At 71.3% G+C, this 13,451-nt stretch carries 10 protein-coding genes; 8 read left to right on the forward strand and 2 right to left on the reverse strand.

Translation table 11 applies throughout. The annotated features are described in order from the left end of the window. Positions 1 to 73: 73 nt before the first annotated feature. Complete coding sequence (locus AB0J58_RS22165) at positions 74 to 1,909, reverse strand: AMP-dependent synthetase/ligase (protein WP_364218295.1); 1,836 nt, start codon at positions 1,907 to 1,909, stop codon at positions 74 to 76. Between the two features lie 180 nt (positions 1,910 to 2,089). Between AB0J58_RS22165 and AB0J58_RS22170 the strand changes: the two genes are divergently transcribed. Both AB0J58_RS22170 and AB0J58_RS22175 read left to right on the forward strand, forming a co-directional pair. Then, positions 2,090 to 3,589: a peptide MFS transporter gene (locus tag AB0J58_RS22170; protein WP_364218297.1), complete on the forward strand. Its 1,500-nt coding sequence runs from the start codon at positions 2,090 to 2,092 to the stop codon at positions 3,587 to 3,589. 38 nt (positions 3,590 to 3,627) lie between these two features. Next, entirely contained in the window at positions 3,628 to 4,239 is a 612-nt protein-coding gene (locus AB0J58_RS22175) for a trimeric intracellular cation channel family protein (protein ID WP_364218299.1), read from the forward strand. 17 nt (positions 4,240 to 4,256) lie between these two features. Here the strand turns inward: AB0J58_RS22175 and AB0J58_RS22180 are convergent, their stop codons facing one another. After that, on the reverse strand, positions 4,257 to 5,705 hold the full coding sequence (locus tag AB0J58_RS22180; protein ID WP_364218301.1) for a PLP-dependent aminotransferase family protein: 1,449 nt from the start codon (positions 5,703 to 5,705) through the stop codon (positions 4,257 to 4,259). A gap of 63 nt (positions 5,706 to 5,768) precedes the next feature. On the opposite strand from AB0J58_RS22180, the gene AB0J58_RS22185 reads away from it, so the two are divergent. The 6 genes from AB0J58_RS22185 (at position 5,769) to AB0J58_RS22210 (ending at position 13,450) form a co-directional block, all read left to right on the forward strand. Then, positions 5,769 to 6,413, forward strand: coding sequence for a hypothetical protein (locus AB0J58_RS22185; RefSeq protein WP_364218303.1), 645 nt, complete (start codon positions 5,769 to 5,771; stop codon positions 6,411 to 6,413). 9 nt (positions 6,414 to 6,422) lie between these two features. Then, positions 6,423 to 8,183: a glycoside hydrolase family 15 protein gene (locus AB0J58_RS22190; RefSeq protein WP_364218305.1), complete on the forward strand. Its 1,761-nt coding sequence runs from the start codon at positions 6,423 to 6,425 to the stop codon at positions 8,181 to 8,183. Between the two features lie 162 nt (positions 8,184 to 8,345). Continuing rightward, the gene (locus AB0J58_RS22195; protein WP_343978285.1) at positions 8,346 to 8,600 is read left to right on the forward strand and encodes a hypothetical protein; all 255 of its coding nucleotides are present in this window, start codon (positions 8,346 to 8,348) and stop codon (positions 8,598 to 8,600) included. An 88-nt stretch (positions 8,601 to 8,688) separates the two neighbouring features. Next, positions 8,689 to 9,558 carry a nucleotide exchange factor GrpE gene (grpE, locus tag AB0J58_RS22200; RefSeq protein WP_364218307.1) on the forward strand — a complete coding sequence of 290 codons (870 nt, stop codon included), beginning with the start codon at positions 8,689 to 8,691 and terminating at the stop codon, positions 9,556 to 9,558. Between the two features lie 70 nt (positions 9,559 to 9,628). Beyond that, a complete protein-coding gene (locus AB0J58_RS22205; RefSeq protein WP_364218309.1) occupies positions 9,629 to 11,458 on the forward strand; it encodes a dynamin family protein in 1,830 nt (609 codons plus the stop codon). Between the two features lie 66 nt (positions 11,459 to 11,524). Then, a complete protein-coding gene (locus AB0J58_RS22210; RefSeq protein WP_364218311.1) occupies positions 11,525 to 13,450 on the forward strand; it encodes a dynamin family protein in 1,926 nt (641 codons plus the stop codon). Position 13,451 lies beyond the last annotated feature (1 nt).

Raw genomic sequence — 13,451 nt, forward strand, 5'->3', positions numbered from 1 at the left:
CCCGTTGGGCAAAGCGGCGCCCGCCCGCCGGCGCCGGAGACCGAGGTCCGGATCCGGCACCGGCGGGCGGCGGTCAGTCCTCGTACATGCCGTCGATGATCTCGGCGTACTTGGCGTGGATGATGCGGCGCTTGAGCTTCAGGCTCGGGGTGAGCTCCGCGGTCTCGGCGGTCCACTCCACCGGCAGCAGACGCCAGCGCTTGACCTGCTGGACACGGGCCAGTTTCTCGTTGGCGGCGGCGATGGCGCCCTCGACGGCCTTGAGGACGTCGGGGTGCTCGGCGAGGTCCGCCAGGGTGGTGAACGTGATGCCGTTGGCCTGCGCCCAGCCGGGGGCCACCTCGCCGTCGAGGGTGAGGATCGCCACCGGGTAGGGCCTGCGGTCGCCGTAGGCGAGGGCCTGACCGATGAGCGGGTGCTCCTTGAGGTTGTTCTCGATGTTGGCCGGGGAGATGTTCTCGCCTCCCGCGGTGATGATGAGCTCCTTCTTGCGGTCGAGGATGCTGACGAAGCCGTCGGCGTCGATGGAGCCCACGTCGCCGGTGTGCAGCCAGCCGTCGGCGTCGATCAGCTCGGCGGTGGCCTCCGGCCGTCCCAGGTAGCCGTGGGTGTTGGCCGGGCTGCGGGTGATGATCTCGCCGTCCTCGGCGATGCGGACCTCGACGCCGGGACCCGCCTGGCCGACGGTGCCGAGCTTGAAGCTGTCGGGGGCGTTGGCGGTGAAGGCGCCGGTCGTCTCGGTCATCCCGTACACGTCCAGGACCCGCAGGCCGAGACCGGCGAAGAAACGCTGGACCTCCAGCGGCATGGGCGCGGCAGCGGTGGCGAGCCAGCCCGCGTTGTCGAAGCCGATCATCGACCGGATGATCGACAGCAGCGCCGCGTCGGCCTGCTCGTAGGCGGCCAGGACCTCGGGCGAGGGGGTACGCCCGTACTGGTTGGCCTCGATGTAGGCGAGCCCGGCGGCCATCGCGTTGCGCACGCCCTCCTGCTGCTCCTCGGGCTGGGTGGCCAGCAGTGCCTGCAGGCGGGCCATCATCTTCTCCCACACGCGCGGGACGCCGAAGAACAGCACCGGCTTGACCTGGCCGAGGGTCGCGCCGAGCTGGGCGAGGTCGGTGCAGAAGTGGGTGTGGGAGAGCTTGAAGAGCGGCAGGTAGAGGCTGAGCACCCGCTCGGCGATGTGCGCGTAGGTGAGGTAGGAGATCTGGGTGCCCTTGCTGGGCAGGTTGGCCATCCGGTTGGTGGCCACGACCTCGAAGAACACGTTGGAATGGGTCAGCGGCACACCCTTGGGGTTGCCGGTGGTGCCCGAGGTGTACAAGACCGTGAGGACGTCGTCGGCGGTCACCGCCTGCCAACGGGCGTCGACGGCGGCGGGGTCGGCCGCGAGCCGGTCGCGGCCGAGGGCCAGGAAGTCGTCCCAGGAGACGAACCGGTCACCGGCCGGGGCCCCCTCCAGCACGATCACCTTGCGCAACTCGGGAAGGTCGTCAAGGACCGGCTCCCACCTGGCCAGCTCCGCCGGTCCGCCGAGCACCGCGATCTTCGCCTTGACGTCGCCGGCGACGAAGGCCACCTGCTCGGGGGCGAAGGTCGAGTAGACCGAGCACGACACCGCGCCGGCGTGCACCGCGCCCAGGTCCGCCAGCACGTGCTCACTGCGGTTCACCATCATGAGCGCGACCGCCTCGCCGGGCTCCAGCCCGAGGGCGGCGAACCCGGCGGCGATTTCCAGAACTCGCTGCCGGGCCTCGGAGTAGGTCAGGGTGGACCAGCCCCCCTCGACCGGGTCGGAGTACGCCGGGGCGTCGGGGTCGCCCTCGGCCGCCTCCTTCAGCTGACCACAGACCGTACGGCCCGCGATCTCCCTCTCGATGGCCGCCCGCTCCTCAAGCACACCGGTCATACAGAGCCTCCTGAAAGTGCTTACTTGCACGAGTGGCATGCATCGCACCACACGCCGTTCCTCCCGGACAAGACCCTGAAAGGGAGAAGAAACATCACAATGCGCAGTTGCCTTCGGCATCCCCACGGAGAGCACACGTAGAGTTGTCGCCTGATCACACTGTGACATCCTGGGGGGCGCATGCCATCGGGGAGACGTGCCCGCGAGAAGACCTTCTTCGGGCACCCGCGCGGCCTGGCGACACTGTTCGGCACCGAGATATGGGAGCGCTTCAGCTGGTACGGCCTGCGGGCCATCCTCGCCACCTTCATGGCCGCCTCCCCCGCCATCGGCGGCCTGGGCCTGAGCCAGCAGACCGCCCAGGCGGTCGTCGGCATCTACGGCGCGCTCATCTATCTCGTCGCCCTGCCCGGCGGCTGGATCGCCGACCGGGTGCTCGGCGCCCGCAGGGCGGTGTTGTGGGGCGCCTCCGTCATCATGTGCGGCCACATCAGCATGGCCGTCCCCGTCGAGACCGGCGCCTTCGTCGCGCTCGGACTGCTCCTCATCATCGCCGGGACCGGGCTGATGAAGCCGAACATCTCCACGATGGTCGGCAAGCTCTATCCGCAGGACGACGACGCGCGCAGGGACGCCGGGTTCTCGATCTTCTACATGAGCATCAACATAGGCGCCTTCATCGCCCCCCTCGTCGTCGGCTGGCTCGCCTCGGGCAACCGCTGGCACCTGGGCTTCGGCGCGGCGGCGGTCGGCATGGCCCTGGGCCTCGCCCAGTACGTGCTGGGCAGGCGGCACCTGAGGGGTGTGGGCGAGCGGCCGGGACACCGGCTGACCCCGCGCGAGCGCAGGCACTTCGGCCTCGCGGCGGCCGTCGCCGCGCTCGTGACCTGTGGCGGCCTGGCCGTCTGGACGGCGTCGGGCACCTTCGACCTCGACACCTTCGCACTCGTGACGACGCTGTTCATCGTGGCCGTGCCGGTGTTCTACTTCGGCTACATCCTGCTGGGCAGCCACAACCTGACCGATGACGAGCACTCCCGGATGAAGGCCTACATCTGGCTGTTCATCGCCGCCGCCATCTTCTGGATGATCTACGACCTGGCGCCGACCGTGCTGCTGTTCTTCGCCCAGAACAAGACGGACCTGTCACTGTTCGGCATCCGGATCACCCCGGCCACCACGCAGTCGTTCAACCCGCTGTTCATCATGATCTTCGTGCCGCTCTTCGCGGCGCTCTGGGTCAGGCTGGGCAACCGGGTGACCGCTCCGCACAAGTTCTCGGTGGGACTGTTCATCAACGGCCTGAGCTTCATGATCATGGCCCTGGCCGCCAAGCTGGCCGAGAGCGGGAGGATCACGGTCTGGTGGCTGGTGCTGGCCTACCTCGTCCAGGTCTTCGGCGAGCTGTCGCTGAGCCCGGTCGGCCTCTCGGTCACCACCAAGCTCGCCCCCGAGGCGTTCAAGAGCCAGATGCTGGGACTGTGGTTCATCTCCATCTCGGTGGGCGACGCCGTGGGCGGGCAGACGGGGCGGCTGAGGAACCACATGTCGGAGCCCGCGTACTTCCTGACCCTCGCGCTGATCGCCGTCGTGGCGTCGCTGGTGCTGCTCGCGTTCGCCGGCAGGCTCCATACGATGATGCGCGAGCACCGGCCGCCGAACACCGCCCCGCCGCCCTAACGAAAATCCCATATATCCGGTCATGGGATGATTTATCTGTGAATAATGTGCTCGATCTCATCGGGATCTTCGTCTTCGCTCTCTCCGGTGCCCTGGTGGGCGTGCGCAGGCGACTCGACGTGGTGGGCATGGCCGTGCTGGCCGAGATGACCGCGCTGGGCGGCGGAATCGCACGCGACCTGATCCTGAACGTGCGGCCCGCCGCCTTCTCCAGCATCGGCTACGTGGTCGTGCCGGTACTGGCCACGGTGATCGTGTTCTTCTGGCACCCGCAGGTGGAGCGGGTGATGCCCGCGGTGAACGTGCTGGACGCCGCGGGCCTCGGCCTGTTCTGCGCGGTCGGCACCGAGAAGGCGATGTACTTCGGCCTCACCCCCCTGCACGCGACCCTGCTCGGGATCATCACCGCGGTCGGCGGCGGCATCCTGCGCGACGTCCTCGCCGGGCAGATCCCCACCCTGCTGTACGACCGCCAGCTGTACGCGGTGCCCGCCATGCTCGGCTCGGCGGTCATGGCGCTGCTCTACACCCTGAACCTGCACGGCTGGCCGGCCACGCTGGCCGCGGCCCTGCTGGCCTTCGGGCTGCGCATCGTGGCCATGCGGCTGAGACTGCGGGCCCCGCTGGCCAGGGGCGTCACCTCCGAGTAAGCCCTCCCGGAGCGGACTCAGAGGGCGGGGGTGAGAGGCTCGGCGGGCCGGGTGCCGTACACCCCCCTGAGCCTGGCCTCGGCGATGCGCCGCACCGCCTCGGCGAGGACCCGGGGCGGCTGGGTGAAGGGCAGGCGCAGCCGCCCCTCCAGCGTGCCGTCCACGCCGAACCACTGTCCGGGGGCCAGCCGGACCCCCTGACAGGCCGCCGCGTCGGCCAGCGAGGTGGCCGAGGGGTCCGGCAGCCGCACCCAGAGCGAGCCGCCGCCCCTGGGCGGAACGAAGCTCCAGTCGGGCATCCGCGCCGCCAGCTCGGCCACCAGGGCGTCCCTGGAGGCGCCGAGGAGGCGGGCGCGCTCGGCCCTGGCCCCCTCGATGTCCTCGAACAGCCTGGCCACCACCAGCTGTTCGAAGAGCGGGCTGGCGATGTCGATGGAGGCGCGGAGCACGGCAAGACGGCGGACCCTGGCGGCGGTGGTGCGGATCCAGCCGATGCGCAGCCCGCCCCACCACAACTTGGACGCCGAGCCGATGGTGATCACCCTCCCGTCGGTGTCGAAGGCCGCCAGCGGCGTGGCCCGGGCCTCCTCGTCGAGCGCCAGCTCACACCAGCTCTCGTCGACCACCAGAACCGTGCCGTGGCGCCGCGCCGCACCGGCCAGGGCCGCTCGCGCCGCGTCGTCCATCAGGTGTCCCGTCGGGTTCTGGAAGTCGGGGATCACGTACGCGAGACGGGCGGCCGACTGGCGCATCGCGGAGGTCAGCAGGTCCAGGTGGCGCCAGCCCTCGTCGGGGATGCCGACACCGACGATCCTGGCCCCGCGCATCCTGGCCAGGTCGATCGCGTGCGGGTAGGTGGGCGACTCCAGCAGCACCGGGTCCCCGCGCGAGAGCAGCATCGTGGTCACCAGGTGGATGGCCTGCTGGGCTCCGGTGGTCACCAGGATCTGCTCCGGCCGGGTGGCCACCCCCCGCGCGCTGTAGCGGGCGGCGATCGCCTGGCGCAGCGGGGCGATCCCGAGTGGGTCGTAGCCCGTCCCGAGCGTGTAGCGGGGATACTGGCCGGTGACGGTGGTGATCGCCTCGGGCAGTGTCGAGATCGCGCTCGGGGCCGCGGTGTGCATCGGCAGCAGCCCGTCGTCCTCGGCGGCGATCCACGGGTTGTCCGCGCCCAGCGAGCCCGCGTCGGGCAGCGCCGTCCAGCTCCCCGCCCCCTGCCTGCTCTCCAGGTACCCCTGCTCGCGAAGGAGGTCGTAGGCCGCGGTCACGGTGGTGCGGCTGACGCCCAGCGCCTCGGCGAGGTGGCGCTCGGCGGGCATCCGTACCCGCACCGGCAGCCGCCCGTCGAGGACCAGCGACCGCACGCTCTGGGCCAGCATCCGGTAGTACGGCCTGGCGCCGGGGCCGATCGCCAGGAGACGGGCGAGCTGAGGGCCACTGAGATATCGATCCACCCCAACCACCATAAGGCCACTTTCCACGATTGGCCCTTTTGTCCGGAAGTGGTGGCCCCGACGATTGGGGCCATCATGAGCGAACTCTCCCTGCCCACTCTCGGTTCCCTTCCCAACCGGCTCACCCGCCTGTACGCGGGCCTGGCTCTCTACGGCGTCGGCGTCGGCCTGCAGATCGAGTCACAGCTGGGCGGCAGCCCCTGGGACGTGTTCCACCAGGGCCTCTCCCTCCACCTGGGCCTGTCGGTCGGCAGCTGGATCATCATCGTGGGCGCCCTGGTCATGCTGCTGTGGATCCCACTGCGGCAGAAGCCGGGGCTGGGCACCCTCAGCAACGTCGTCCTGCTCGGGCTGTTCGCCGACGCGGCCATATGGCTGGCACCGACCCCGGACGCGCTCATCGTGCGCTGGGCGTACCTGCTGTTCGGCGTCGTCGCCACCGCGGCGGCCACCGGCCTCTACATCGGCGCCGGTCTCGGCCCCGGACCGCGCGATGGCCTGATGACCGGCCTGAACCGGCTGGGCCTGTCCATCCGCTCGGCCCGCACCGTCATCGAGGTCACCGTGCTGGCCGCGGGCTGGCTGCTCGGCGGGACCGTGGGAGTGGGAACGCTGGTGTTCGCCCTCGCCATCGGTCCGCTGACCCAGTTCTTCATGCCGCGGACCCGTCCGGGAGCGCGGTTGCGCTCCCGGCCCCCGGAGAGCGCGCCGAAGCGTTAGCTTCAAGGCATGTGGATCGAGGACTACGCTCTCATCGGCGACATGCAGTCAGCGGCCCTGATCGGCAGGGACGGCTCCATCGACTGGCTCTGCCTGCCGCGCTTCGACTCGCCCTCGTGCTTCGCGGCACTGCTCGGCAACCCCGGGAACGGCCACTGGTGGATCGGCCCCGCGGACGCCGGGCGGCCCCACGCCACCCGGCGCCGCTACCGGGGCGAGACCCTCATCCTGGAGAGCGAGTGGGACACCCCCGGCGGCACGGTCCGGGTGACCGACTACATGCCCACCCGGCACACCAACCCCGACCTGGTGAGGATCGTGGAGGGCGTGTCGGGGACGGTGGAGATGGCCACCGAGATCCGCATCCGCTTCGACTACGGCCGGATCGTGCCCTGGGTACGCCGCAGCGACGGCCTCCTGCAGGCCGTCGGCGGCCCCGACTCCGTGTGGCTGCACTCCCCCGTCCCGCTCCAGGGCGGCGACTACGCCCACAAGGCGACGTTCGAGGTCTCCGCGGGAGACAGCATGGCGTTCATCTTCACCTGGCACCCCTCACACGAGCCCCGGCCCGAGGAGATCGACCCGTACGAGCAGCTGGCCGCGACCGAGGAGCTGTGGGCCGAGTGGGTCGACCGGTGCGGCTACCAGGGACCGTGGCGCGAGGCCGTGGTCCGCTCGCTCATCACACTCAAGGCGCTCACCTACGCCCCCACCGGCGGCATCGTCGCCGCCCCCACCACCTCACTGCCCGAGGACCTCGGTGGCGTACGCAACTGGGACTACCGCTACTGCTGGCTGCGCGACGCCACCATGACCCTGGACGCCCTCATCGGCTCCGGCTACCTGGACGAGGCCCGCGCGTGGCGGTCCTGGCTGCTGCGGGCCATCGCGGGCCGCGGTCAGGACCTGCAGATCATGTACGGCGTCGCCGGGGAGCGCCGGCTCACCGAGCTCGAGCTCGACTGGCTGCCCGGCTACGAGGACTCCCGCCCGGTCAGGATCGGCAACGGCGCCGTCGACCAGCTCCAGCTGGACGTCTACGGCGAGGTCCTGAACTCCCTGTACCTGTCTCGCGTCTCGGGCCTGGAGTCCGACCATCGGGCCTGGACCATCCAGTTCGAGCTGATCTCCTACGTCGAGGAGCACTGGGACGAGCCGGACGAGGGATTGTGGGAGGTCCGTGGCCCACGCCGGCACTTCGTGCACTCCAAGGTCATGTGCTGGGTCGCCCTCGACCGGGCCATCAAGCACATGGAGACCTTCGGCAAGCCCGGCCCGCTGGCACGCTGGAGGGAACTGCGCGACCGCGTCCACGCCGAGGTCTGCGACAAGGGCTTCGATCCGGTGCGCGGCACCTTCACCCAGTCCTACGGCTCGCGCGAACTGGACGCGGCCCTGCTGCTGATCCCGATCGTCGGCTTCCTGCCGCCGGAGGACCCGCGCGTGATCGGGACGGTGGAGGCGATCCAGCGCGAACTGATGGCCGACGGCTTCGTGCTGCGCTACCCGGTCTCGGCCGACAACGAGGTGGACGGCCTGCCCGGCGGCGAGGGGGCGTTCCTGGCGTGCAGCTTCTGGCTGGCCGAGGTCCTGGCGATGATCGGCCGCAAGGACGAGGCGGTCGAGCTGTTCGAGCACCTGCTGTCGCTCCGCAACGACGTCGGCCTGCTCGCCGAGGAGTACGACCCCCGCTACGGCCGGATGGTCGGCAACTTCCCACAGGCCTTCAGTCACGTGCCACTGATCCACACCGCCCGCGCGCTCAGCTGAGACGACGGCACCCAGCCGTCCGTTTTATGCCCTTTAATCCCTATAGGGCGGCCAAGCCGACAGATTTCTTAAAAAACATCAAGAAATCTGGGATTCGGCTGCAACAATCCGGTGCGAGCGTGACTCTCATCCGCTGTAACACCACCGGAAAGGAACGAACCAATGAGCGATTTCGACGTGACCACCACGGACCTGGTCGACTACGACGGCGACGGAGGGACCGACGCCCAGCTGATCGACACCGACGGTGACGGCCTCGCCGACGAGGAGCGCTACGACACCGACGGCGACGGCGTCACCGACGTCGTCTACCTCGACCACGACGGCGACGGCTACATCGACGAGACCCGGGTCGACCTGAACGGCGACGGGGTCGCCGACTACACCGAGTACTCGGGTCCCTTCCCGACCGTCTGACGGAAAGAGCCGGCGTGAGCCCGCGTGACCTCACCGGGAGGGGGGCCCGGATCCAGGTCACAAGGGCCGCCGACGAGAAAGGCGATCGATGAGGGACCGACGTGTGTTCCTTCACCTGCTGTTGCTGGCCTGGCCGGCACTGACCGGCTGCGGCGCGGTGGCGGGACTCCGAGGGGAGACCGTCGGCACGCCCTCGGCATCCCTGCGAGGCGACGGTGTCGGCTCCCTGCGCCCTGGGGAGACGGGATCCGTCACGGTGGGAACACCGATCGGGCTCCTCCCGCTGCCCCTGGTGCTCGCGGCGGCGGCGGTCACCCTGGCCGCGGCGGCCGCGGGCCTGTACCTGTGGCACCGCAACCGCCGCCCCGCCCGGGCACCCGTGCCGGGCACCTGGCAGACGGCCTCGTACGGGACACCGTGGCAGGGAACGCAGGGAACGCAGCCACCGGTGACCCAGCCTCCGTTCCCCACGGGCCAGGAGGGCTCGGTGCCGGACCGACCCGCCGCCGACCATGCCGTCCCACCGGCGGATCCACCCACCGGCCCCTCGGACGACCCGCTGTCCGAGGCACTGGCCCAGGTCTCCAGGAGCGGGATCAGCCCGGCGCTCACCCAGCAGGTGGAAAGGCTCTTCGCCGAGGGCCACCCCGGGCGTGAGGCCCTGGTCGGGGCCTGCGTGGGCTACCGGGACCAGCTCGCGGAACGCCACCCCCGACTGGCCGGGACACTGCTGGAGGCGCTGAACCGGGCCGGCGTCCAGGAGATCGTCGCGGACGGGCAGCGCTTCGACCCGCGCCTGCACGAGGCGTTCGGCACCGCGCCGGCCGACAGCCCCGAACTGCACGACGTCGTCGCCGAGACCGTCAGGCGAGGGTACGCCGACGGCGGACAGGTGATCCGCGTACCGCAGGTCGTCGTCTACCGCCACGCCTCACCGGGCTCCGGGGCGGAGCGGTGAGCGGCTCGGCGCCCGGCGGAAGCAGCGCGGCGGGCCGCGAGAACGTACCGGACGTCCAGGGCGGTGACGCGTGAGCACCGGACCTGCGGACCTGCTACGCCACCTGTGCGACACCACCTCGGCCAGGCTTTCCGGCGCGGAGCTGCGCGAACGGGTGGCGCAGGTGCGCGCCGGCCTCGACGCGCCGCTGCGGGTCGCCGTGGCGGGCGCGGTCAGCAGCGGCAAGTCGACGCTGGTGAACGCGTTGCTCGGCCTGCCCGTCGCCCCGGTGGACGCCGGTGAGTGCACCTTCGTCGTCACCCAGTACGAGTACGGCGAGGACGACGGCCGCATCACGATCGAGCTCCTTGACGGCGGCGTGGCCCACTCCCGGCTGTTGCCCGGCCACCGGCTCCCCTCGGAGCTCGGCGTCGACGTGGCCCGGATCCGGCGCCTGCGGGTCTCTCTGGACCTGCCGTCGCTGCGCACCATCACCATCATCGACACCCCCGGCATGAACACGGTGACGGCCGCCAACGAGCGGGCGGCCAGGAGCATGCTGTTCGGCTCCGGCGACGAGGACGACCGCGCGCAAGCGATGATCTACGTGCTGCGCTACGTCCAGAAATTCGACGACACCACCCTCGCGGAGTTTCGCGGGCTGACCGATGCCTGCGGCATGAGCTGCGTCAACACCCTCGCCGTGCTCGGCCAGGTCGACCGGCGCGGCGACGAGGGCGACCCGTGGCCGACCGCCAGGCGGCTGGCCGCCAAGGGGTACGAGGACCTGCGCACCTCCGTCTTCGACGTGGTCCCGGTGATCGGCCTGCTGGCCGAGACCGCGCGTGCCCTCCCGCTGGGCGGCGAGGAGGTGGCGGCCCTGGAGACGCTGGCCGGACTCGACGAGGACGACCTGGAGGACTACCTCCTGGACCTGGACGACTTCCGCTCCGCGCCCGAGATACCCGTGCCGGCCGAGGTGCGCCACCGGCTGGTGGAGCGGCTGCACCGCTACGGCATCACCAGCGCGGTCGAGGCGGTGCGCGCGGCCGGCCCCCTCTCCCCCGAGGCGCTCACCTCCCACCTGCTGGAACGCTCCGGCTACTCCTCGGCGGGGCGGGCCGCGACCGGCTCCGTGGCCGCGGGCATCGCCCACTTCGCCCGCCGCGCCGACCAGCTGAAGGCACTCGACGCGCTGACCCGGCTCCGCGCGCTCGCCAGGACGCCGGCGATGGGGGCCGACCGCGCGACCCTGGACGCGCTGGCGGCCCAGCTCGACGAGAACCGGCCGATCGCGACCTCACTGGGCGGCCTGCGGATCTTCACCGCCGCCGAGGCGCTCGGCCGCGGAACGCTGGTCCTGAACGAGGAGATGACCGCCGAGCTGCTGCGCCTGGCCCGCCACGACGGGCCCGCCGAGCAGCTCGGCCTGCCCGCGACGGCCTCCCCGGAGCAGATCGCCGCCGCCGCCACCGCGGCGTCGATGCGCTGGCGCACGCTCGCCATGATGAGCGAGGGACGCGCCGGCGGGCACCGGGCCAGGGACGTGCTGACCGTCCTGGAGGACCTCGTCTCGGCGGCGCTGGAGGAACAGGCGCCCCCCGGCGGCGACGGTGGCGGCGAGAAGCTCCCGCCGGTCCGCGTGGACCCCGCCGCGATCGAGACGCTGCGGGCCTCCCCCATGGTCCCGGCCGACGACCGGCGGGCGCTGGAACTGCTGCTCTCCGGGGCCGAGCTGGCCACCCAGCTCGGGGCGCCCCCCGGGACCCCGCGCGCCGAGATCGCCGGCTACGCCGCCGCCCTGAGCGCCCGGTTCCGCACCCTCACCCACCGGCCGCTCCCCCTGCGGCAGCGACGGGCGGCCGAGACCCTCTGCGAGGCCTACGAGACCATCTGGGCGCACCACGCGGACGCTTCCTGAGGCGGGACACCGCCGGTAGAGCGGCACCGGCCCATCCCCATCCATCCCCGACAGGAGAAAAGGAACATGACGACCCCCGACCCGACCGGCCCCGTGGCCAGGCTGCTGCGCTACGCCAACGAGGTCCACGCGCTGGCCGGGCAGTGCGGCAGGCAGGACCTCGCGGAGGTGCTGGCCGCGTGCGCGGGCCGCTGGAAGGACGAGTGCACCGACATCGTCGTCGCCGGGGCGCAGAAACGCGGCAAGAGCCGTCTGCTCAACACGCTGGTGGGCCACCCCGACCTGCTCCCGGTCGACGCCGACGTCGCCACCAACTGCTTTCTGTCGCTGCGGCGCGGCCCCCGGCTGGCCGCCGTCGTCCACCGCAGCACCGACTCGGGGCCGCTGCAGACACCGATCACCATCGAGTCGATCCCCGACTACGCCTCGATGCGCGGTGACGCGGGCAAGCGCCGCGACGTGGTGAGTGTGGACATCACCCTCGACAACCCCCTGCTCGACGGGTTGCGGCTGCTCGACACCCCCGGTGTGGACAGCCTGACGGTGGGGCACCGGCAGGTGACCGTGGCCATGCTCCAGCGGGCCGACGCGCTGCTGTTCGCGCTCAGCGCGCAGGACCAGCCGGTGCTCAGGCACGAGCTGGAGTTCCTCGCGGAGGCCGCCGAGCGGGTCCAGGCGATCGTGTTCGTGCTGACCAAGGTGGAGGATTCGACCAACTGGCGAAACCTCCAGGAGGAGAACAAGAGCCGCCTGAGGACGTTCGTCACCGAGGCGATCGCCGCCGACCCCGCCAGGGCCGCGACACTGGCCCCGCTCCTTGCGGCACCGTGGATCCCGGTGAGCGCCAAGCTCGCCGAGGCCGCCGAGGCCAAAAGGCGCGAGGGACGCGAGGAGCGGGCGAACACGCTGCGGGCGCGCAGCGGCATGGACGTGCTGGAGCGGCACCTGCGCGCCTTCGCCGAGGGCAGGGAGTCGGCGCGGGGCGCCACGGTGGTCGCCGCCGCCCTGTCGGTGCTGGGCTCGCTGACGACCAGCGCCAAGGACGACGTCGCCGCGGGTTCCGACGACGACGGCGACGTCACCGCCCGGCTCGCCGAGGTGGACGCCGACCTGGCGGCCCTGGCCGAGCTGTCCGCGCGGCGCAGGGCGGGCATGGTGGCCAACACCTTCATCGGACGCGAGGTGGGGGGCATCGTGGGCGCGCGGGTGGCCGAGATCCGCCAGCCGTACGAGAACACGATCGCCACGCTGAAGAAGCAGGCCCAGATCGACCAGTACATGGCGGAGCTGCCGGTGAGCGTCCAGCGTTCCCTGGAGGCCGCCTGGTCGCAGATCGTCTACGACGTGGAGAGGCTGGCCAGGACCACGCTGGACGCCTTCGCCCGCGATCTCGGCCTCGACCCGGTCGAACTGACCGCCGACAGGCAGGCGATGCCCAACCTGTCGCAGGTCCAGGTCAAAGGCGATCTGGCCGCCGAGGCCCCGGAAAGCGTGGACATCATCCGGGACGTGCTGCCCTCGGCCTCGATCGGGCTGTCCCTGGGCGGCTTCGCCACGGCCCTGCTCGGCCCGGTGGGCTTCATCCTGGTCGCCCCGGCCATCGGCGCGGCCATCTTCATGGGGCGGCGCTCGATGGAGAAGGTGCAGCGCAGCCAGGCGGCGATCAGAGGGGCGCTGCGCGACCAGTTCGCCGTGGTCACCAGGGAGATGACACTCGACCTGGAGCGGATGGTGGCCACCTGGCGGGTGAGCGTCGAGCAGGCCGCCGACGACACCCTGGCCCGGCGGCGCAGGGAGCTGGAGACCAGGCGCGCCGAGCTGAAGTCCGCCTCCGCCCGTTCGGCCGCCGACCGCCTCAAGGCCCGCAAGTCGGGCCAGGAGCGGATCGCCGCGATCGGCACCCTCACCACACGCGGCCACGAACTCCGCAAGGAACTGGCCGGTGCGGTGGCCGCCCTGGGCACCGAGCAGCCGGTCCCGGCGGGAACCTGAC

The sequence above is a fragment of the Streptosporangium sp. NPDC049644 genome, assembly GCF_040675205.1.
In the GTDB taxonomy this organism is placed as follows: Bacteria; Actinomycetota; Actinomycetes; order Streptosporangiales; family Streptosporangiaceae; genus Streptosporangium; species Streptosporangium fukuiense.